The sequence below is a fragment of the Helicobacter rodentium ATCC 700285 genome, from assembly GCF_000687535.1.
Taxonomy (GTDB): Bacteria; Campylobacterota; Campylobacteria; order Campylobacterales; family Helicobacteraceae; genus Helicobacter_D; species Helicobacter_D rodentium.
This window is the reverse complement of record NZ_JHWC01000009.1, coordinates 1-21,183: the sequence shown is the minus strand read 5'-3', so window position 1 is coordinate 21,183 and position 21,183 is coordinate 1. Positions and strand designations below refer to the sequence as shown.

The 21,183-nt window shown below is 38.1% G+C and carries 22 protein-coding genes and 1 tRNA gene; 10 read left to right on the top strand and 13 right to left on the bottom strand.

Annotation, left to right across the window (positions count from 1 at the left end; all coding sequences use genetic code 11):
- The first annotated feature begins 9 nt into the window (after positions 1-9).
- Positions 10-684 carry a YggS family pyridoxal phosphate-dependent enzyme gene (locus BS85_RS0107620; protein WP_026944266.1) on the top strand — a complete coding sequence of 225 codons (675 nt, stop codon included), beginning with the start codon at positions 10-12 and terminating at the stop codon, positions 682-684.
- Positions 685-708: 24 nt separating this feature from the next.
- Here BS85_RS0107620 and BS85_RS0107615 read toward each other — a convergent pair whose 3' ends face one another.
- From BS85_RS0107615 to BS85_RS0107595, 5 genes are read right to left on the bottom strand one after another with little or no spacing between them, the layout of a single operon-like run.
- Positions 709-2,373: a glycosyltransferase family protein gene (locus BS85_RS0107615; RefSeq protein WP_156938088.1), complete on the bottom strand. Its 1,665-nt coding sequence runs from the start codon at positions 2,371-2,373 to the stop codon at positions 709-711.
- On the bottom strand, positions 2,373-2,909 hold the full coding sequence (locus BS85_RS0107610) for a HyaD/HybD family hydrogenase maturation endopeptidase (RefSeq protein WP_026944264.1): 537 nt from the start codon (positions 2,907-2,909) through the stop codon (positions 2,373-2,375). The genes BS85_RS0107615 and BS85_RS0107610 overlap by 1 nt, the downstream gene beginning before the upstream one ends.
- A gap of 49 nt (positions 2,910-2,958) precedes the next feature.
- The gene (cybH, locus tag BS85_RS0107605; protein ID WP_026944263.1) at positions 2,959-3,633 is read right to left on the bottom strand and encodes a Ni/Fe-hydrogenase, b-type cytochrome subunit; all 675 of its coding nucleotides are present in this window, start codon (positions 3,631-3,633) and stop codon (positions 2,959-2,961) included.
- Between the two features lie 9 nt (positions 3,634-3,642).
- The gene (locus tag BS85_RS0107600; RefSeq protein ID WP_026944262.1) at positions 3,643-5,379 is read right to left on the bottom strand and encodes a nickel-dependent hydrogenase large subunit; all 1,737 of its coding nucleotides are present in this window, start codon (positions 5,377-5,379) and stop codon (positions 3,643-3,645) included.
- 9 nt (positions 5,380-5,388) lie between these two features.
- Positions 5,389-6,540 (bottom strand): hydrogenase small subunit, encoded by a 1,152-nt coding sequence (locus BS85_RS0107595; RefSeq protein WP_026944261.1) that lies wholly within the window; start codon positions 6,538-6,540, stop codon positions 5,389-5,391.
- A gap of 221 nt (positions 6,541-6,761) precedes the next feature.
- Between BS85_RS0107595 and BS85_RS11730 the strand changes: the two genes are divergently transcribed.
- Positions 6,762-6,908: a hypothetical protein gene (locus tag BS85_RS11730; RefSeq protein ID WP_169734699.1), complete on the top strand. Its 147-nt coding sequence runs from the start codon at positions 6,762-6,764 to the stop codon at positions 6,906-6,908.
- Between the two features lie 236 nt (positions 6,909-7,144).
- Here the strand turns inward: BS85_RS11730 and BS85_RS0107590 are convergent, their stop codons facing one another.
- The 3 genes from BS85_RS0107590 to BS85_RS0107580 all read right to left on the bottom strand — a co-directional run bounded on the left by BS85_RS0107590 (position 7,145) and on the right by BS85_RS0107580 (position 9,415).
- Positions 7,145-7,507 carry a YraN family protein gene (locus tag BS85_RS0107590; protein ID WP_026944260.1) on the bottom strand — a complete coding sequence of 121 codons (363 nt, stop codon included), beginning with the start codon at positions 7,505-7,507 and terminating at the stop codon, positions 7,145-7,147.
- Positions 7,508-7,568: 61 nt separating this feature from the next.
- Positions 7,569-8,837 (bottom strand): homoserine dehydrogenase, encoded by a 1,269-nt coding sequence (locus BS85_RS0107585; protein ID WP_026944259.1) that lies wholly within the window; start codon positions 8,835-8,837, stop codon positions 7,569-7,571.
- Between the two features lie 86 nt (positions 8,838-8,923).
- On the bottom strand, positions 8,924-9,415 hold the full coding sequence (locus BS85_RS0107580) for a hypothetical protein (protein ID WP_026944258.1): 492 nt from the start codon (positions 9,413-9,415) through the stop codon (positions 8,924-8,926).
- Between the two features lie 306 nt (positions 9,416-9,721).
- Between BS85_RS0107580 and BS85_RS0107575 the strand changes: the two genes are divergently transcribed.
- The 5 genes from BS85_RS0107575 (at position 9,722) to BS85_RS0107555 (ending at position 13,528) form a co-directional block, all read left to right on the top strand.
- On the top strand, positions 9,722-10,600 hold the full coding sequence (locus tag BS85_RS0107575) for an ATP phosphoribosyltransferase regulatory subunit (protein ID WP_026944257.1): 879 nt from the start codon (positions 9,722-9,724) through the stop codon (positions 10,598-10,600).
- Between the two features lie 9 nt (positions 10,601-10,609).
- Positions 10,610-11,866 carry an adenylosuccinate synthase gene (locus BS85_RS0107570; protein ID WP_026944256.1) on the top strand — a complete coding sequence of 419 codons (1,257 nt, stop codon included), beginning with the start codon at positions 10,610-10,612 and terminating at the stop codon, positions 11,864-11,866.
- 23 nt (positions 11,867-11,889) lie between these two features.
- Positions 11,890-12,315, top strand: coding sequence for a flagellar export protein FliJ (locus BS85_RS0107565; RefSeq protein ID WP_026944255.1), 426 nt, complete (start codon positions 11,890-11,892; stop codon positions 12,313-12,315).
- Complete coding sequence (locus BS85_RS0107560; RefSeq protein WP_026944254.1) at positions 12,312-12,911, top strand: MotE family protein; 600 nt, start codon at positions 12,312-12,314, stop codon at positions 12,909-12,911. Before BS85_RS0107565 ends, BS85_RS0107560 begins: the two co-directional genes overlap by 4 nt.
- Positions 12,912-12,973: 62 nt before the next feature.
- On the top strand, positions 12,974-13,528 hold the full coding sequence (locus BS85_RS0107555; protein WP_026944253.1) for a superoxide dismutase family protein: 555 nt from the start codon (positions 12,974-12,976) through the stop codon (positions 13,526-13,528).
- A 44-nt stretch (positions 13,529-13,572) separates the two neighbouring features.
- On the opposite strand, the gene BS85_RS0107550 is transcribed toward BS85_RS0107555, so the two are convergent.
- From BS85_RS0107550 to BS85_RS0107525, 5 genes are all read right to left on the bottom strand, one after another.
- Entirely contained in the window at positions 13,573-14,508 is a 936-nt protein-coding gene (locus BS85_RS0107550) for a hypothetical protein (protein WP_026944252.1), read from the bottom strand.
- A gap of 525 nt (positions 14,509-15,033) precedes the next feature.
- A tRNA-Ser gene (locus BS85_RS0107540) sits at positions 15,034-15,121 on the bottom strand.
- Between the two features lie 78 nt (positions 15,122-15,199).
- On the bottom strand, positions 15,200-15,946 hold the full coding sequence (locus BS85_RS0107535) for a fumarate reductase iron-sulfur subunit (RefSeq protein ID WP_026944251.1): 747 nt from the start codon (positions 15,944-15,946) through the stop codon (positions 15,200-15,202).
- The gene (locus BS85_RS0107530) at positions 15,943-17,916 is read right to left on the bottom strand and encodes a fumarate reductase flavoprotein subunit (RefSeq protein WP_026944250.1); all 1,974 of its coding nucleotides are present in this window, start codon (positions 17,914-17,916) and stop codon (positions 15,943-15,945) included. Before BS85_RS0107530 ends, BS85_RS0107535 begins: the two co-directional genes overlap by 4 nt.
- Positions 17,917-17,927: 11 nt before the next feature.
- Positions 17,928-18,659 (bottom strand): fumarate reductase cytochrome b subunit, encoded by a 732-nt coding sequence (locus BS85_RS0107525; protein ID WP_026944249.1) that lies wholly within the window; start codon positions 18,657-18,659, stop codon positions 17,928-17,930.
- 194 nt (positions 18,660-18,853) lie between these two features.
- Here BS85_RS0107525 and BS85_RS0107520 point away from each other — a divergent pair, with 194 nt between their 5' ends.
- From BS85_RS0107520 to BS85_RS0107505, 3 genes are read left to right on the top strand one after another with little or no spacing between them, the layout of a single operon-like run.
- Positions 18,854-19,099 carry a NifU family protein gene (locus tag BS85_RS0107520; protein WP_026944248.1) on the top strand — a complete coding sequence of 82 codons (246 nt, stop codon included), beginning with the start codon at positions 18,854-18,856 and terminating at the stop codon, positions 19,097-19,099.
- Between the two features lie 22 nt (positions 19,100-19,121).
- A complete protein-coding gene (locus BS85_RS10520; RefSeq protein ID WP_245596317.1) occupies positions 19,122-19,721 on the top strand; it encodes a hypothetical protein in 600 nt (199 codons plus the stop codon).
- An 11-nt stretch (positions 19,722-19,732) separates the two neighbouring features.
- Positions 19,733-21,073 carry a UDP-N-acetylmuramoyl-L-alanyl-D-glutamate--2,6-diaminopimelate ligase gene (locus tag BS85_RS0107505; protein ID WP_026944246.1) on the top strand — a complete coding sequence of 447 codons (1,341 nt, stop codon included), beginning with the start codon at positions 19,733-19,735 and terminating at the stop codon, positions 21,071-21,073.
- The last annotated feature ends 110 nt before the right edge of the window (positions 21,074-21,183 follow it).

The following is a 21,183-nucleotide window of genomic DNA, read 5'->3' as shown; positions in this document are numbered from 1 at the left end:
GGAAAAGAAATGCAAGCAAGATTGAATCAAAACTTAATGGAGGCGATTGAGAGGATTGAAAAAGCAAGAATCGCAGTAGATAGACATAGAATCGTGCGTATAATAGCGGTTAGCAAATATTCTACCAAAGAGGAAATTGCTGCACTTTATGCGTGTGGGCAAAGGGCTTTTGGAGAGAATAAGGTGCAGGATTTGAAAGAAAAATCACAACTTTTAGAATCCCTCCCGCTAGAATGGCATTTTATCGGTTCTTTGCAAAACAATAAAATCAATGCGCTTTTGAGTTTAAATCCCTTTATGCTCCAAAGTCTGCATTCCTTAGAACTTGCAGAGCAGTTACAAAAGCGTTTGCAAAAAGAAAATAAAACTCTCCAAACTTTGTTGCAAATTAATAGCGCAAAAGAGGAGAGTAAAAGCGGATTTATGCCAGAAATTGCGTTTGATATGTATCTTAGGATTCAAGAATCTTGCCCGAATCTCAAACTCTGTGGCTTAATGAGTATCGGCGCACATACAGACAATCAAATAGAGATTCAAAAAAGCTTTGAAACCACACAGAAAATCTTTGAATCCTTACAAAATAAAGGCGCAGAAGTGCTTAGTATGGGAATGAGCGGGGATTTTGAGTTAGCCATTGCTTGTGGCAGTAATTGTGTGCGATTAGGAAGCACTTTATTTAAGTAGTGTATCCATTGCAAAGAAATGAGATTACACAAACTCCATAACTTCACACGCAAAGACTGCAGAGTTTTGCGGGAGATAGTGCAAAAATTGATTCAAAAATTGCTTGTTTAAAAATATTTCTCCACAGATTACAATCCCTTGTGTTTGGTAGTTTTCCTCCATATCGCGGCTTAAATTCGCGAAAAATTCCGCTAGAGAATCTAGGATTCCAAAGCAAAGCAAAGCGGTTTCAACTCCTGCAAGTTTGAAGCTCATCACGGAACGCAAGGTTTGCAAAGTGTCAAGATAAATTTTCCCCTCTTTGTCGCGCTCTAGCCTAAAGTCAATACGCGGTCCTTTTTGCCCTATAAAGATTGCGGCATTTTGCAATAGGGTGTAAGCAGAATCCCTTAAACAATCCGCACTACCAAGATTGAGTAAAACCCCCGCCATACCGATTAAATCCAATAAATTATCGGATATTTTAGAATCTTTGGGTAGTGATTTTAAGGTTTGGATTAACTCCGCATTGTGTTCTGTGAAGTTTTTAAGCAAACTTTGCGTGGTTTGATTTTGTGATTCCAAAGCGGTAATGAAGTGATAAAGATTGGATTCAAAGCGAAAATCTAAGGCTTCTTTGAAATGCGTGTTAAAATAGAGTAAAAATCGCGTGGCATTTCTTCCTAGATAAAGCGCATTGACGCGCTCTAGCGCATTGGTTTGAATGCTTGTTTGCACACTTTTTAGATTCGCGTTGGTTGTATTTGGCGCGAAAGTATGGGGCAAAACCAAGCCATTTTTTGCCACACTAATGGTGAGTTTTGGCATTTGCGATTCCACAAATACACAGATTCCATTGTTGCGTTTTTCTGTCAAAGGTAGCAAATACAAGCCGCTAAAGGAATCCAAAAACTTACTAAGCAGCAACAAATAAGGGTCATAAGGCAAGATAACTTTCACAAAATTGCCTGTAAAAAACTCCGCAAACACGCTTTTAGGGCTAAGGGTGAGGAAAGGTTTTTCCAAAGTTGCTAAGGCTTGTAAATCCTCATTTTCCGCCCTAAAAAGCATTTTTGCATTATCCAAGCAAAAGGGCATAAAGCACAGCTCCTCGCAAGCGGGTAGTGTGGTTTTTGCCTTTTCATCTAAAAGGGCTAACTCCCATTTACCCAAAAAGCTTTTGATAAAAATCCTCTCGCCGCTTTTGAGCCATTGCGCACATTTTTGGAGGGATTCTCTAAGCTCGGAAGCATTGGAAATCGTGATTTTCTCATTGTTGTCAAGCAAAGTAATTTTAGTAGGCGCAAAATCTACAAACTTTCCCCATAAATCACAAAAGCTTTGCGTATCGTTTTGACTAATCTTTTGTGTCTCTAAAGGTGTGAGGAATCCACTATTTGGCAAATCCTCCCCGCGCAATAAACGCTCTGTGCTAAAGGAATCTAGCAACACCATTTCCTTAAACGCCCATTGCAAAGAGAGGGGAATATACTGCGCTAGACTTTCGCTAAAGGTTAAAATACTTTGCTTATCGCCTGCAACTTCTAAGCAAATGGAATCGCAATCGCAAGTCTGCTCCACACATTGCCCTTGCAATTTGGAATCCTGTAGTGCCTGATAAAGAGACTTGACAAGGAAGTTTTTAACACTCTTATCGTGATAAAAGTCCGCAATTTGCGTAAAAATAAATCCCGCAATGAGAGATTCCATTAATATCCTTTATAAGAAAGTCGCGCAATGTCTTGCAAGTCTTGGTGGGCTTTTTTGGAGACTACAATGCCTAGCGATTCTAAGTAGGCAATGGCTTGGGATTCCATTAATTTCGCGCCCTTTTGCACTTCTGCGGTTAATTCAAAGGTTGGATTCTCACCGATGATAAAGGGTTTAATGCCTAAAATCTTAGTCGGAGGCAAATCGCCTAACATTTCAATCATTCGTAAGGTTTGCAGCATTTCTACTTCGTGTGCGCTCCCCGCCCAAGTAATCACATTTGGGATCGCATTGAAATCAAAAAAATAGACATCGCCAACTTTTGCTTCTTTTGCGTCAATAGAATCTATAATCAACACGAAATCGTATTGCGTGATAAGAGGGATTAGATGCTGTGCCATTGTCCCGCCATCTACAATATCTACGCAATGTTCCCCGCTAAAAGTGTAATTGACTTTCAACAAATTGGACAAATGCACCCCAATGCCCTCATCACCAAAAAGAATATTTCCAATGCCTAAAATGAGAATTTTCATATTTGCCTTGAATGCAGAAAGTGCGATTCACAAGGAATCGCTAGAGAGGTTATTGTTCTTTTTCAAACTTCACACCGCTAAAGATTGTATCTACGCCACTACCCGGGAATTTCACACTATTCCAACTTGCCATATAGATATGAATCGGGATAAAAATAATAAACGCCCAAGTTAAAATATGATGCAATAAGCGCACATTAGCGATTCCGCCACAAAGCACCTCTAGGGGTTTCATTAAAGGTGCAATCATTCCGCCTAAGCCCTCGTGATAAACGTGTGCGTATAACACAAGCCCACTTAAAGAAATCGCCACAATTAAGAAAAAAACACCCAAATAAGTGATGAATTGCAAAGGGTTGTAAGTGCCTTTTAAATGTGGGTGTCCTCCAAAGAGCAAATAAGTTTTTAGGATTCCAAACCACACAAAAGGATTGAAAAAGTCCAAAATAGAGCGTCTCTCCATCGCGCATTCGCGTGTGAAAAAAAGCAGATAAAAACGAAAAAGCGTGATTGCAATTAGCACAAATCCGATGATTAAATGCCAACTCCGCATAGACGCATAGAGGAATCCCGTAGGCTCACCCGTAAAGTTATTGGGTGCTAAAAAAGGATAAGCAAGGTAGAATCCTGTTGCAATTAAAACAAAAATTGCTAACGCCCTAATCCAGTGGAAAATGCGTGTGAGTTTGGAAAACTCATACACGGCTTTGTATTTTGTCTCCATAGTCTCTCCTTAAATGTTGCATTGCATCGCAATCGGATTGAGCTTGTATTGACTAATTTCATTGCCTTTTGTATCCATTAAATGCACTGCACAAGCGATACAAGGGTCAAAAGAATGAATCGTGCGGATAATTTCTAAAGGTTGAGTGATGTCTTGCACTTTGATTCCAACAAGTGAGGCTTCATAAGGTCCCATTTGGTTTTTGGAATCTTTGGGTCCCGCATTCCAAGTGCTTGGCACAACCGCTTGATAATTAGAAACCACGCCGTCCTTGATTCTTACCCAATGGCTTAACATTCCGCGTGGCACATTACCGATATAACGCCCTTTGTATTCTTTCTTTTTGTCAATCTTATAAGGAGCGCAAGTGCTTTGGTCGCCTGTTTTTAGGTTCTCTACTAAAGAATTAAAGGCTTCGATTCCATAATCAGTAGAGAGTTTGCACTCTAAAAGTCTTGCAGCGGTTCTACCCAATGTGCTAAAGAGTGCTTCAAGTGGCAATCCGGTATCCTCTAAGAATTGCGTTGCGATTTTTGTAATGCGCGGATTCTTTGCGGCTAATCCTACAACCACTGTTGCAAGAGGTCCTACTTCCATTGGTTCGCCATTGTAGCGCGGGGATTTAATCCAGCTATATTTGCCCTCTAAATTCAATGCTTTTGTGGGGATTTCTTTTCCGTCTGCCCCGATAGTATTCGCATCTACAAAGCCTGTGTAATTTGGATTTGTTTGCCCATCATAAGGGTGCAAGGCTTTATCGTTTTGATACCAAGAGTGTGTGGCTTCCTCTGTGATGAGGTTTTCATCAATTTCTAAGAGTTTAGAAATATCTCCACCTCTTACAACACCGCTACTATAAAGCGTTTCATTGTGATTAACCGGAATCTCTGCATAAGAGATGAAATTGCGCACACCACAACCTTTTAACACGCTTGGTTCGTTTTTAAACACTTCAGCAGCCATTACAACATCGGCATAATAGGCGCGGTTGATGAAATCGCCAACTTCTTTATATTTGGTTAGCCAATCGCCTAATCTGCTTGGATCTAAAATATCTGCAACACAAGTTACACCCCCAACGGTTAAGCTTTGTGGGTGGGGTTGTTTTGCACCAAAGATTGCCATCATTTGCGCCGCAACTCTTTGCACTTCTAGGGCTTTTAAGTAGTGAGAAAGCACGATGAGATTCTGCTCGGGGGAGAATTTATAAGTTTTGTGTCCCCAATACGCATTTGCAAAAGGTCCTAAGCCCTGCTTTGCACTTGCAAAAGCCTTGACTTTTTCTTGCACAGCACTCAATTCGTCCGCACCCGTTGCAATCGGATTCTTGGAATATTTAAAGGCAAGTTCAGACGCTTTTTTGGGGTCTGCTTTAAGAGCTTCTGTAATATCGCACCAATCTAGCCCGTGCAAGTGATAAAAATGCACCAAATGGTCGTGCATTACAAGCGAAACATTCATCAAGCTTCGCACCATTTGCGCATTAAAGGGAATCTTAATGCCTAGCGCATTTTCTACTGCAGTGATTCCCGCTTTGTAGTGGGAATAGGTGCAAACGCCACAGATTCTTTGCACCATAAACCCTACATCTCTAGGGTCACGATTCTTTACAATCACCTCTATTCCACGCCATAAAGTAGAGCTAGAATAAGCATCTGTAATGACATTGTTCTCATCAACAATCACTTCAATTCTTAAATGTCCCTCAATCCTTGTGATAGGATCTACAATGATTCGTTTTGTCATAAATTCTCCTTATTCTTTGTCTTTTCTCACCGCACTTAGCACTGCGTGTGCCGCCATACCGATTGCCGCTGCACCAAGCAGTGTGATTCCAATATTATCTGCGGTGCGGTCTGCCCCGCCAAAGAAAGGCGTATCATAAAGCTTGTTTGCAAGGGGTTCTTCAAAAGGTCCCATTGTATCCCAGAAATTTGGCTCACTACAACCAATACAGCCGTGTCCTGCTTGGATAGGCCAACTCGTATGGGAATTAAAGCGGAGTTTGGAGCAGTTGTTGAAAGTGTAGGGGCCTTTGCAACCAACTTTATAGAGGCAGTAGCCATTTTTTGCCCCCTCATCGCCAAAGGTTTGCACAAATTCACCCGCATCAAAATGTCCGCGTCTCTCGCACAAATCGTGGATTCTTAAACCATAAGCCCATTTTGGGCGATTGAAAGCGTCAAGTTGCGGTAGAGTTCCAAAAAGCAAGAAATGAATCACATTGCCTACGATATTTTTCTCGCTTGGAGGACAGCCCGGAACATTAATCACCGGCTTATTTGTAACCGCACTTAGTGGCTTTGCTGCAGTTGGATTTGGGTTTGCAGCTTGGATTCCACCAAAGCTTGAGCAAGTCCCAATCGCAAAAATTGCCGCTGCATTTTCGCTTGCTGTTTTTGCATTTTGCAACCCTGTATGCCCAAACGCGCCAATCGTCAAATACTGCCCATCTAGTCCTGTTGGCACACCACCTTCTACCATTAAGACATATCGCCCTTTATATCTTTCTATTGCGGATTCCAAATTTTCCTCTGCTTGGTAACCAGAAGCCGCCATAATGGTTTCGTGGTATTCTAAGGAAATATAGTCAAAAATCAAACTCGCAATACCCGGTCCATCGCTTCTTAATAGGCTTTCGCTACAACCTGTGCATTCTGCTAAATGTAGCCAAATCACAGGTAGGCGGTCTGCGACTTCTGCCGCCTTTGCAGTAAGTGGCGTGAAACTCGCCGGTAGTGATAACATCGCTGTCATCGCCCCCGCCCATTTCATAAAATCTCGTCTTGAGATTCCTTTTTCTTTTAGCATTTTTTTAATGCTATCACCTTTTTTGAGTGCTGGAAACTTAGCGAGTTTTGCTAGTCTCTCTTCTGCTTGTCGGAGTAGTGTTTGTTCTTTTTCCATTCTCTTCCTTTTTAAGAATTTAGATTAAAGTAAATTTATCCTTTTTTGGCTTAAAAAGCACTACAAAATAAATTTTATTTGAAAAATATTAATATGAGTGTGGTGATTTTACTATTTATGATTTTATATACGAGGAATACTTACCGCCTCGTCATCGCAAGATTACTCTGCTGTCATTATGAACCTTCCCACTTTGTCATTGCGAGACTTCGTAGGAAGTCGTGGTATGCAAATGTGTAGTATTTGCACTCACTTCAGCGCAAATCTATAATCCTGCATACTCTGCATACTTGAAAGTCTCCACTTTGTCATTGCGAGATTCTGCGTTAGTAGAATCGTGGCAATCTATAATAATGCAACTTCTTTAAGGATTCCATTGCAAAAATTAATGTATGCTAGATTATGGATTGCTTCGGCTTTATCCCAATGACACAGTGGTTTCCACTTTGTCATTGCGAGATTCTGCGTTAGTAGAATCGTGGCAATCTATAATAATGCAACTTCTTTAAGGATTCCATTGCAAAAATTAATTTATGCTAGATTATGGATTGCTTCGGCTTTGTCTCGCAAAGGCAGAAAATTAGAGCTGTAAGGACAAAAAGTATTAAAATATTGTCAAATTCTCTAGCCAATGTACCTGAAAAATATCATTTGCGCTTTGCTTGGATAAAATCAATGCACTAAGACAATAGGAATCCTGAATGTGGTGTTTTTCTAAATAAATATTTAAAGTTTTGGTAAGCTTTTTGAGTTTGGCTGGACTTAAATTATACACCGGCTCAAAACCGATACCGCTTTTTACCTCAACAAAATGCAAGATTCCATCTTTTTTAGCAATAATATCTAATTCACCAAAACGCGTATGAAAATTCCTCTCTAACACCACAAATCCTTGCTCTATCAAAAATTCACACGCACAATCCTCCGCTTCCCTGCCCTTTTGCGTTGTATTATACAATTTTTGCATTGGAGATTCTTTAGAATCTTTGGGCGATTTTATTTTTTTACCCCAAAAGGAATCCAAAAAGTTATTTTTCAATGCGAATCATCACGGGAGCGGCACAAACAATCTCTAAATCACTAATGCGCTTTAAGGCAATTTTGATCTCCGCCTCCGTGCAAGTATGTGTAGAAAGCAACAAAGTGGAATGTGCCTTATCTTTTGCTTTGCGTTGCAAAAAAGTATCAATAGAGATTCCAACTTCTCCAAAAATTGTGGCAATTTTTGCCAACACACCCGGTTTATCAAGCACTAAAATACGCAAATAATACGCACTAACAATTTTATCTAGCGGTTTTAAACGCAATGTATTACTGATGTTTTTAAACCCAAGCATAGGAGAGCTTTTCGTGCGGGCAATTTCAATAATATCCGAAATTACAGCACTTGCAGTTGCATTTCCGCCCGCACCTGCACCATAATAAAGCGTCTCTCCCACACAATCTCCCACGACACTAATGGCATTCATTACACCATCCACTTTTCCAATCATCGCATCTTTAGGTAATAGCGTTGGATGCACACGTAATTCTATCTCTTCCCCATCTTTTCTTGCGATTCCAAGCAACTTTAAGTGATAACCAAACTCTTTTGCAAAAGCAATATCCTCTTGCGTGATTTGCGTAATCCCCTCAATTAAAACATCTTCTGGTTTTGCATCAATTCCATACGCAATACTAGCTAAAATCAATAATTTATGCGCCGCATCAAAGCCACCCACATCAAAGGTTGGGTCAGCTTCAGCATAACCCAAATCCTGCGCTTCTTGCAAAACTTCTTCATATTCTACACCTTGTTCTTTCATTTTAGTCAAAATAAAATTACAAGTGCCATTGATAATTCCACGAATGCTTAAAATATGATTTGCCCCCAATCCATCACGCAACGCTTTGATGATTGGGATTCCACCTGCAACACTCGCTTCAAAACCAATCGGCAAATCTCCTGCAATTTTTTGCAATTCATAGCGGTGATAAGCAAGCATAGCTTTATTGGCGGTTACAAATGCCTTAGAATTGCGTAAAGCCTTTTTGGCAATCTCAAAAGGCTCATCTACACCACCCGTTAATTCCACAATAATATCAATTTCTGAATCGTTTAAAACAGAATCTATCTCATTAGTAATAGGAAAATCAAATACTTGGCGACTTTTGGATAAATCTTTGACAACTCCCTGCTTAATATGAATTGTATAACCTGCACGTGCAGCAATTAAAGCTTGATTGTCTTTGAGAATTTTTGCGACACTACTACCCACCGTGCCTAATCCTATAATTCCTATTGTAAGCTGTTTCATACCCACCTTTCATTTAATTAAATGAGAAATTATAGCATTTTAAGGTAAAAAGGAATTTATGTTTATTTACAATAAATAAAGTGTGTTTATAAAGGCAAATTCTTTTTAAGATTCCACAAAAGCTCATTGAGAAAATCACTTTGGGCTTGTTCGTTTTGCTCATCTTGTAACTTTTTGTGCAAAACGCTATCCTCTAATTCCAAATACTGCCCTAGCGCATCACTCCAATTAAGCTTAGAATCTCCACTACCAGAGATTCCGTGATTAAAGGCGTTGCTTTGCTGTTGCAAATTCTCCAATAAGGCTTTTTTACCTTCATCATCGCTATTGCTTTGATTGTTATTCTTTATGCCTAGCTGATTATTTAATATGTTTTGAAAATTATAATAAGACCCTGCGGAGTTATATTTATCCAACAAATTATGAGAAGGAAATTTTATTTGTGGCTTAGTTGTTGGGTTGCCTGTTTGGATTGTATTTTTTATCGGAGATTCTTCCTTGGGATCATTGATTGGTGCGCTTGGAGAAGGTTTAGGATAGCGGATTTGATAAGCTTGCGTGTTAATCTTAAATGCCATAGAATCTCCTTTGATTTATATTCTATAAATTATAGCAAAATGCACATAAAAATGACTATTTAATTTTATGATCCTTATGTTTGTTTTGTAAATTGCACTATTTAATTTCATTTTTGCAAAATTATAGAATAAGATAAAACCAAACAACGCAATCCACAATCTCACTCACACAAATTAAACCCAAGTAACTTCTTTAAATAAAAACTCACAAAAAGATTACAATCTAAAATAAAAAATAAAGTTTCATACATTTTATGTTACAATGCGGAATTTAGAGATTTTTATCAAGGATTATAAGGATATTTTGTGATTTTAAGCCATGAAATACCGCAGGGTTGCAAACTATATTTTGGCAAAAATGCTAAATTTAAAAGAGAATTAGAAAGTCTTGCAAGTGAAATCTTATATCAAAATGGTTATGAGGAAATTGTAACACCAACTTTTGCCTATTTAAAACACCAAAGGGATACACATAGTCGTGAAGTTGTGCGCACCAATAACCAATACAATCATCAGATTGCACTGCGCAATGATTCAACCATTGACACGATTCGCCTTCTTGCGCCACATTTGCGAGAAGCCACTATTAGTAAGCGTTGGTTTTACATTCAGCCAATTTTTATTTATCCCACAACCGAAGTGCATCAAATCGGTGTAGAAAACTTGGAAAATTGTGATATTTTGCCTTTTATTCAAATTTCTTTACAGCTCTTAAATGGAATCACAAACTTTACAGAATCATCAAATATCCAAAATATAAAGGCTTTTTTGCAATTAGCAAATGTTAAGATTCCGCAAATTTGTGCAGAAATTTTTAGGATTCCATTAACAGCTTTTGAAAAAATTGATATTGGAGCAATAGAAAATACAAATCCTTTAATGGCAAAACTTTTAAGAGTTTATAATCAAGAAACCTTAAAGGAATTTTTACAAGACTCCACATATAATTTACCAAGTGAATTAAAGTTAGAGTTAGAAAAGCTTTACAATTTGGCATCAGAGATTCATTATGCGCATTGTATTGTCTCGCCATTATATTATGCGCCAATGAGTTATTACAAGGGTTTATTTTTTAGATTCTTTGCCAATAATACAACATTAATTTTAGGTGGAGAATATAAGATTTTGGAACAAAACGCTTGTGGATTTGGAGTTTATACAGATAATTTAATACAATTTATTTAAGGAGTGATTGTGAGTAAAGCAGATTTGATTGTTGGAATACAATGGGGTGATGAGGGAAAAGGCAAAATGGTAGATTTACTTGCACAACATTACGATTATGTTGTGCGTTATCAAGGCGGACATAATGCGGGACACACTATTGTAGTGGGAGGTAAAAAATACGCTTTGCATTTAATTCCATCTGGAATTTTATATCCTCAATGCAAAAATATCATCGGTAATGGTGTGGTCATTAGCCCAAATGCACTCATAGAAGAAATGCAACAATTTGAAGAAATGTATGGTAATTTACAAGGACGACTCTTTATTAGTACGAAAGCACATCTTATTTTGCCTTATCACGAAACGCTAGATAGATTGAGCGAAGAACAAGCCAAACAAGCGATTGGAACAACCTGCAAAGGAATCGGACCAACTTATACTGACAAGGTCTCGCGCAGAGGCATTCGCGCAGAAGAATTGAGGGACACAGAGACACTAGCTAAAAAAATATTAGAAAAGCTAGAGGATATCGCAAAAAAAGGGATTCCAATAGAAATTCCAACATTAGAAAGTCTAAAACAAGAATTAGACCATTATGCAAAAGTGCTTTTACCGCTTCTGACCAATACCACAAATATGCTTTGGCGAGCAATGGACGAGGGCAAAAAGATTCTATGTGAAGGTGCGCAAGGAAGTATGCTAGATATTGACTTTGGAACTTATCCTTTTGTAACAAGCTCCACTACAATATCTGCTGGAGCTTGTAATGGGACAGGGATTGCTCCTCGTGAGCTAGGAGAAGTTATCGGCATTATCAAAGCTTACTGCACACGCGTTGGCAATGGTCCTTTCCCAACAGAGGAAATAGGCTCTATTGGTGAGAGTCTGCGCAATAAAGGAAGGGAGTTTGGCGTAACAACAGGACGCGCTAGACGTTGCGGTTGGCTAGATGCTATGGCAGTAAAATATGCTTGTCGCCTAAATGGCGCAAATGCCTTAGCTATGATGAAGTTAGATGTGCTAGACGGATTTGAACAAATCAAAGTTTGTATTGCTTATGAAAATGAAAATGGAACGCGTTTAGAGGAATTTCCTAGCAACTTAACAAATGTTAAGCCTATTTATAAAACTTTTCAAGGTTGGGATAAAACAGAAAAAATAAGGGAATTTGATAAACTGCCACAGAATGCCCAAAAATATATTTTAGAACTAGAAAAGTTTATTGGCGTGAAAATTAAAATGATCTCTACAAGCCCAGATAGAAATGATACAATCTTTAGATAAGGGCGATAGAATCGGAATCACCAATGAAAACAAAATTCACTCAACTTGTCCTCTTACACAAAAAGAAAGTAGATGAAATTGAGATGATGTTACAAAAAAACGCACAAGTTATTCTCATAAAACAAAATGAAATTGATACGCTTGTGCAAGAATTTGCAACTCTTCAAAGCCCAACAAATGGGATTTACCAAAACTTCTTAACTTTCGTGCATCACAAAGAAGAATTTCGTCAAATGATTGACTTCAAAATTCAAGAATTGGCTTTGCTAAAGCACGAAAGGCAAAAATTACAAGAAGACTTCAAAAGGCAAAATATTGAGTTTGAAAAAGCAAAATATTTAGATGGCTTGGAAGTCAAAAAAAGGCTTGAACAAATAAAGAAACAAGAAATGAGAGATTTAGACGAAATCTCTGTAATGCTATATGCAAACCACAAGGAAAAACAATGAAACAATGGATTTTATCTACACTAGCTCTTATAATTCTACCAATATGGGCAGCTGAAAACCAACGCGAAGTCATTGATTGCAATATTATCTTTGAGCAACGCAAAGCAGAAATCATCAAAGAAATTGAAAGAATTGATGAGCAACAACAAGCCTTACAAGCCTTACAAAGTGCAACCCAAAATGTCTTAGACCAAAAGGAAGCAGATTTAAAAAAACGAGAAATTGCGTTAAATAATGCACAGAAAGAAATGGAGGAAAGGGAAGCAAAAATTGCGCGTTTAGTAAAGCGTAATGAAGAAATCTTAAAACAAATCAGAGGGGCAACACAAAGCAAGGTAGGCGAAACTTATGCAGGTATGAAAGATTCCAAATCTGCCGCAATCCTAGAATCTTTGCCTGATGCAGAAGCGGCAGGGATTCTCTATGCGCTTGATACAAAAGTAATGAGCAAAATTTTATCCAAAATGACGCCACAAAAAGCCGCTACACTTACGCAATTATTGCAAAAAGGACCTCCTTTTGAAGAGGAGAAAGAATCGCCACAACCCAATAATGCAATACAAAACAAAGAAAACAATGAAGGAAGTGCAATTTAATAAAACTAAACCTTAGTGAATATGTTATAATTAAAACCTAAATTAACATATAAGGAAAAACAATGAAAAAACTTCTTACAACAACATTGACAACTGCACTTGGAATCGGGTTAGCCTCTAGTATGGCTTTTGCTGCTGACCTTTATAACCCAAAAGATGAAAAAAATCATTTGGTGATTCCAATGGAGGCTTTAAGCCAAGAGGGCAACAAAAATGTAGGCGAAGTTATCGCCGTAGAAACAAAATATGGTGTCGCATTCTATCCAAACCTACAAGGCATTGCAAGTGGTTTGCACGGATTCCATATCCACGAAAATCCTGATTGTGGTGCAACAGAAAAAGGCTTAGGAATGAAAGCTGGAGGGCATTGGGATAAATATAAGACAAATGCACACTCTTATCCTTGGAGCGATAAAGGACACATTGGGGATTTACCTGCACTTTATGTAGATGAAAAAGGTGTAGCAAACAATCCCGTTCTATCCCCCAAAATCAAAACTTTAGCAGAATTAAAAAACCATTCTTTAATGATTCACGTAGGAGGAGACAATCACCACGATACTCCTGCAGCACTTGGTGGAGGTGGTGCTAGAATGGTTTGCGGAGTGATTAAATAGTCTAACTTGCTAGAATCTTAGGATTCTAGCAAACTTAAATAAATTTAAACTTTGAGATTTAAAGCTAAACTCTCATTGGAATAAATTTTTTCTGCAAAACAAACGATGGCTTGATGGAAAGATTGTCTCTCTGTTTTGGATTCCTCATTTTTGATTCTCTCCACCTCACTTGCAAAATACTTTTTTAACAATTCTTGCTCTTTGATATTTAGCGATTCTACATTGCCACTTTGCCTAAGCCTAGAAAGCAATCGCATTGCCTCATCTTTAGAATCCCTGTTGCTTTTGATTCCTAATTTTTCTAAATCCTTAAGTTTTTCAAGTAGGGTTTTTTCGCAATTCTTGCATTTTCCACTTTCTATGGTATCAGAAATCGCCCTTTGCAATTCGCCCGGCTTAGAGAAATGCTCGCTCACGCTTACCACACCATTAAAATCCCTATCCTCTGTGATGAGTTGATTTATCATTGCATCAATACTCTCATATTTTCCTGCTTTGTATGCAATATGCTGTGTAACTTCAAAATTACCCGCGATATAACCCGCTCCCGTCTCCTCTGCTTCAAGCGAAAAATAAAAATCATCTTTGATGGATTCTTTCCCTTTTGCTGTGAATTTACCCTCACTATTCGTTTCTGCTTTCAACGCCTCCATATTATAAGCCACTTCACCAAACCAACCACTGACATAGGATTCCGCTTTGCCATTGAGGCGAATCGTGCTATCTTTGCGTTGATAGAAGTTGTTTGTCTCAAACTTCTCTTGTAGCCTTTGCAAATTCTCTCTAGTAATTTCAATGCCATAGCGATTGCCACTGACTGCGTCATCAAACACTACAACCACCTTATCTTTTGAGAGATTTTTTAAATCAAGAGGAGAATCTGTTTTTTCCTCCTCTTGTAATTTGGAGAGGCTTTTAAGATTTGTGGGTGCAAGAATAGAACTATTTACCGCTACACTAGAAGCGTTATTGACAATCATTGTATTCCTTTAAAATTTACACATAGGCTGTCCCCACCGATTTATAGGGCATCTATTGGGGTTATTTTGATATTTTTTCCAAGCATTTGCGTAGATTTTGCTATTGTTTGTCTCAAAGCTAATTCTCCTATCCTCTTGTCGTATTTCCTCTGCATTGAAATTTTCCTGCACATTATTACCAAATAGACTACCAAAAAATAATGACAACCAATCCTCTGCATACGAGATACTTACCAAAGATGAAACAACCAATAAACTAAAAATAACTTTTTTATAATTTTTCTTTATTAAAAAAAATACTAATGCTCCAATTTAATTTATAAATTAAAGCATCTTTATTATCAAATCAAAATTAAAACCAACTAAAAAGGTAAAAATTTTTAAACTTTCTCTTATATTTGTTACAAAATGAAATCTTGCAATGACAAACACATTAGTTATGGAGAGGATTTAAGATTATGGACTTGTAAAAGCAAATTGCTAAAGCTAGAATTGAGGATTCTAAGGAAATTTGTAAAATACTAATGGCAGAGAGGAAGGGATTCGAACCCTCGAAGGCTTGCACCTTACACGCGTTCCAGGCGTGCTCCTTCAACCACTCGGACACCTCTCTAAAAAAGGATAGAATTATACAATAAAAAAATAAATGTAATCTTGGAATCCAAAAAAGATTCCAAGATTTATAGAAATTTTACTTTGCAGTCGCCATTTTGCGTCTTAGGTAAGCAATTTTGCTTTGCAATGGTAAGTTTTTAGGGCAAACATCGTGGCAAGCAAGTAAGCTCATACAACCAAACACACCATTATCATCACCAACCAACTCATAAAAATCTGAATCTGTGCGCTCATCGTGTGGGTCTAGCATAAATCTTACAACACGATTGAATCCCGCAGCACCTACGAAATCTTCACGCATAAGTTTTGTTCCACAAGAAGCAATACAACAACCACACTCAATACAACGATCAAGCTCAAAAACTTCTGCAGCAACTTCAGGCTCTACGCGCTCTTCAATCTGACACATATGCTCTTCGCTTTTTTCTTGTGCGTGAATCCAGCTTTCTACGCGTTTGCTCATTCCATTCATCCAATTTCCTGTATCCACAGATAAGTCTTTGAGAAGCTTAAATGCAGGCAATGGCATTAAAGTAATTACACCATCAGGAAAATCTTTTGTCAATGTTCTACACGCAAGTCTTGGACGCCCATTAATCATCATTCCACAGCTTCCACAAATCCCCGCACGACACACAAAGTCAAAGCTTAAATCAGGATCATACTGCTCACGAATCATATTCAATACGATAAAAACCGTCATAGAATGCGCTTCTTTGAGTTTATATTCTGCGAAGTGCGGCTTAGATACTGCACTATTGGGATTAAACTTCAACACTCTAATTGTTAATTCTCTATTGCTACTCTCAACAGCTCCACTCATTGTTTATCTCCTATTCTTTCATTGCGCGCTTTATAATATGGTTGCAATTCAAATGGCATTAAGGCTTCTTGGATTTCATAGCGATCTTTACCTTGTGCTTCCATATCCGAGCGAATTTTATCAATTTGTTCTTGACGCTTTAAGCTTTCTGGATTCTCAATAATCATACCCTTTGCACCATATCCGCGGAATCCGGGAGCCATTTCCATTGTCGCAATATCTAGTGCTTCATAAGTTAATGTAGGTAATGTTTGGTTTGGATCTTCCCAACTCGCCAATGTGCGCTTCAACCAATTTTGATCATCTCTCTTTGGATAATCCTCACGACTATGCGCTCCGCGGGATTCTGTTCTATCCAATGCACCTTTAGCAACACAAAGAGCAATTTTCAACATTTTTGGCACACGATAAGCTTCCTCTAGTTCAGGATTTGCTGAAAGGCGTTTAGTTTTGATTCCGATATTTTTGCTACGAATATAAAGTTGTTCCAACTCACTCACAGCAGAAGCCAAATGTTCCCCATCTCTAAAGATTCCAACTTTATCACCCATAATCTGTTTCATTCTGTCTTTGATTTCAAAAACATTTTCTGTTCCGGTATTGTCCAAGATACTTTGAAGATATTTTTGTTGCTTCTCAATACATTCTTCTACAAGTTTTGTTTCAATGTCTGCGTGAGAACCTAAGCAGTTTTCTGCAAAATAATCTCCAATAATCATACCGCTAACCACCGCTTCACTCACAGAGTTTCCACCTAAGCGGTTAAATCCGTGTAAATCCCAACACGCAGCTTCACCAGCTGAAAATAACCCTTTTAATGCAGTTTCTCCCTTAGCATTTGTGCGGATTCCACCCATACAATAGTGTTGCATTGGCTTCACTGGAGCCCATTTTTCCGCAGGATCAATTCCGGCAAAACATTCACAAATTTCTTGCACATCACGCAAGTTTGTTTCAATATGTTTGCGTCCCAAGATTGAAATATCAAGCCATAAATGCTCACCATAAGGAGAGCTTACACCTTTACCTTCGCGGATTCTTTGAATCATTCTTCTTGAAACAACATCACGGCTTGCAAGCTCTTTTTTCTCTGGCTCATAATCTGGCATAAAGCGGTATCCATCTACATCACGCAAAACCCCGCCGTCTCCACGACAACCTTCTGTTAGCAAGATTCCACTTGGAAACAATCCGGTTGGGTGAAATTGCACCGCTTCCATATTTCCTAATTTTGCAATTCCAGTTTCTAATGCGATTGCAGTTCCGATTCCCTCACAAATTACGGCATTGGTTGTATCTTTGTAGATTCTACCATATCCACCTGTTGCAATCAATGTTCCTCTTGCAACATACCCAATCAACTCTCCACTAACCAAATCACGCACAATCGCACCATAGCAGCGATTATTATGGTGGATTAGAGCAATCGCTTCTTTTCTATCGTGAATATCCACACCATTTTTTAAAGCTTCATTTGCTACTGCAAACAACATAGAATGTCCTGTCGCGTCTGCTGTATAACAAGTTCTCCATTTTTTGGTTCCACCAAAGTCACGGGAATGAATTAATCCGTGTCTAAAATCCTCTTCAGTAATGGTTGTCTTTTGAGCATTAATAACTGCTGTTCTATCGCCCTTTTTGATTCTAGTCCAAGGCACTCCCCACGCTGCTAATTGACGAATCGCTTTAGGAGCTGTAGTAACAAACATTCTTGCAACTTTTTGGTCGCAACCCCAATCACTTCCTTTTACGGTATCTGCAAAGTGTAAATCCTCGTTGTCTCCATCACTCATTTTGGAGTTCCCAAGACTTGCTTGCATACCGCCTTGCGCCGCTGCAGAGTGGCTTCTTTTAACCGGAATTAAACTTAAAACAATCGTGCTTAATCCCTTTTGCTTACAGGCTACTGCTGCACGCAATCCTGCCAAACCTCCACCAATGACTAATGCATCACTATATACTATTTTCATTTATCTCTCCTTTATAGACTTTTGCCTAAGGCAATCCAAGTGAAGTCCGCGATAAATGCAATCACCCCTAAAACGATAAATACTGCAAATACAGCAATCTTAACATTTTTGCGCTTGACATTGCTTTGCGCTGTTGTTGGTGCTTCAAGTGGAACCCATTTGATAATCAAGCGATACATTCCAATGCTTGCGTGCAACACCATAACCACCAATAAAACAAGATAAAATTCCGCTAAATTACCATTGACAAATCTTGACGCAGAAGTAATCGCATTAATATCTGTGGAATTAAAAAGAATCGTAACCAAATGCGCACCACCCAAGAAAAACAATGCAAATCCTGTTAAAAACTGAATCCACCAAAGCGTTGTATCACAATGCTTCATCAAAGATTTATGTGTTTTAAAAATCATAAACTGCTGGAAGTTTGCAGGGAATTTTCTCATCGCCAAAAATGCGTGGGCTACAAATACAACGCTAATGATAACAACCACTAAAGTTGTTAAAAGCGGAATCCCATTTCCACCAAAAATAAATGATCCTTCACTAAAATGCACAACCGCATTAAATGCGTCTTGCCCCAACATAATAGAAGATGTAAAACACATATGAAACAAAATAAAAATCGCTAAAATAGCTCCTGTAATACTTTGTAACATATCCCAACGCGCAGGATTTCGTCTTTTTTTGCGCTCTGAAGTTACCTTTAAATAACTCTCAATCACTACTTCATCATTTTGCATAAATCCTCCTAAAAAGTAGAAATATATCACAATGCTTTCGCACACCGCATAAAACCTAAGAAATCTCAACATTATAAAACATTTTAGATAAAATTATATTAAATATTAAAGAAGTTTTTTATTACAACTTTAAGAAAACTTAAGTATTATCGCATCTTTGATAAAATTTTAAATTTTAAAATTAAGGAAAAATTATGCTTCCCTTTAGTGATGAAGAATTGTTAAAACCCGTAGAAAAGAGTATTGACAAAGTCCGCCCAATGCTTATAAAAGATGGCGGAAATGTTACACTCATTAAAATTGAGAATGGCAAAGTTTTTGTGCGTCTTATCGGTGCATGTAAGGGTTGTCCAAGTAGCGCACAAACCTTAAAATTTGGCATTGAACGCACATTGAAAAATGATATTCACCCTGACATTGAAATTATTAATGTCCCATAAACTAAATTCTTTAAGGCTGACAATGGCAAAAGACTTTGCATATTTCAAGAGAAAAGCTAAACTCGCTTTCAACAAACGACAATATTTATATGTTTTGGAGATTCTATCTTATGCGCAGATTTTACTAGATTGTTTAAACGAGAAAGAATCGCTACATTTAAATATGCTCGGCACACTTGCAGATATGGCATTAGAATACGAAGATGAAGCGCGCGCTTTGTTTGAGTATTATCAAGTAATCTGCAACAAAAGCAACCAAGAAGCAGAAAAAGTCATTTTAGAAATGATTGAAAATTTTGATAAAAATCTTTATGCTCTCAATCTTGCAATTTGGAGTTTGCAAGAAGCAGAAGTGGATAAAAATGATGGAATCTTGTATGAGGATTTTGAAATTCATTCCGCAAAAGTTGGCTTCAAAGAAGCTTTTGAGGATTTAATGTTTAGCTCCAAGATTATTTTTACTAGCAAAAGTGAATTTTTGATTTTTGTGCGTAATTTAGTAAAGTTTGGATTTGAAGAGATTGCAATCAATTATTTTGAAAACGCGGGAAATTTATTGTTTTATGATAAAGATTTTATGCGTCTTTATCAGCAAATCCTGCAAAACAAAAAAATAAATTAATAAGGAAATCTATGCGAGTAGCTACCCATTTGGATTATAATCCCACTCTTCACTTCATCAGTGACGATTCGCGCGAAGTCTTTAACGCAGACATCACGCCTAGCAACTGCGCCTTTTTAATCACGCAAAGCAACAAAAATTATGTGGAATCCGCAAAGAAAAATGGATTTGAAATTTTTATCACTCCAAAAGATTTAATCAACTATTTTGATTTAAACTTAAAACTTGTTGGCATTACAGGCACAAATGGCAAAACCACCACCGCGGCGATGATTTATTCCATATTGCTTGATTTTGGATTCTCTGTTGCACTGCTTGGAACACGTGGATTCTTTATCAATGGACAAGAAAAGCGTCCCAAAGGACTTACAACCCCAAGTTTGCTAGAAATTTATAGCGCAATCCACGAGGCAAGGCAAGAAAATTGCACACACTTTATAATGGAGGTTAGCTCCCACGCAATCGTGCAAAACCGCATTGAGGGGCTAGAGTTTGATTTGCGGATTCTAACCAATATCACAAGCGACCATTTGGATTACCACAAGACTTTAGAAAATTACATTGCGGTGAAAAATTCCTTTTTTTCTAATCCACTCCATTTGAAACTCCTAAACAAAGACGAACCAAATGCGCATTATGCGCCACAAAAGGCAATCACTTATGGCATAGAATCCCCCGCAACCCTTAATGTTAAAGCTTACAGCCTAAACAATGGAATCACCGCACAAATTGCCTATGGCAAAGAGGAAGCGAACATTGAATGCACACTTTTTGGCAAACACAATCTCTACAACGCCCTTGCAGCAATCGGTGCAGTCAAACTACTAGAGGATTTTCCTTTGCGAGAAATTTGTGAAAAATTAGAAAATTTTGGCGGTGTGTTAGGCAGAATGCAAGTTGTGCATCAAAACCCCCTCATCATTGTAGATTTTGCACACACAGAGGACGGAATGGAAAAAATCTTTCAATCCTTTTTGCACAAAAAAATCGTTGTTGTCTTTGGCGCAGGAGGCGATAGAGACAGGAGTAAACGCCCTAAAATGGGGCTATGTGCCGCTAAATATGCACAAAAACTCTATATCACAAGCGATAATCCACGCAGTGAGATTCCAAGTGCCATTATGCAAGAGATTCTAGGTGGAATCCCGCAAGAATTAAGAAATCATCGTGAAATCCACTTAGAAGAAAGTCGCGCTAAGGCGATTGCAATGGCGGTTAAGAATCTCAAAAGCGATGAAATATTATTGATTCTAGGCAAAGGCGATGAAACTTACCAAATCATCGGCAAAGAAACCCTGCATTTTGACGACTGCGAAGAGGTGCAAAAGGCTCTTAAATCTCTTGCTTCGTAATATGAAAATTGTATAGAGGAATACTTACCGCCTCGTCATCGCAAGATTACTCTGCTGTCATTATGAACCTTCCCACTTTGTCATTGCGAGACTTCGTAGGAAGTCGTGGT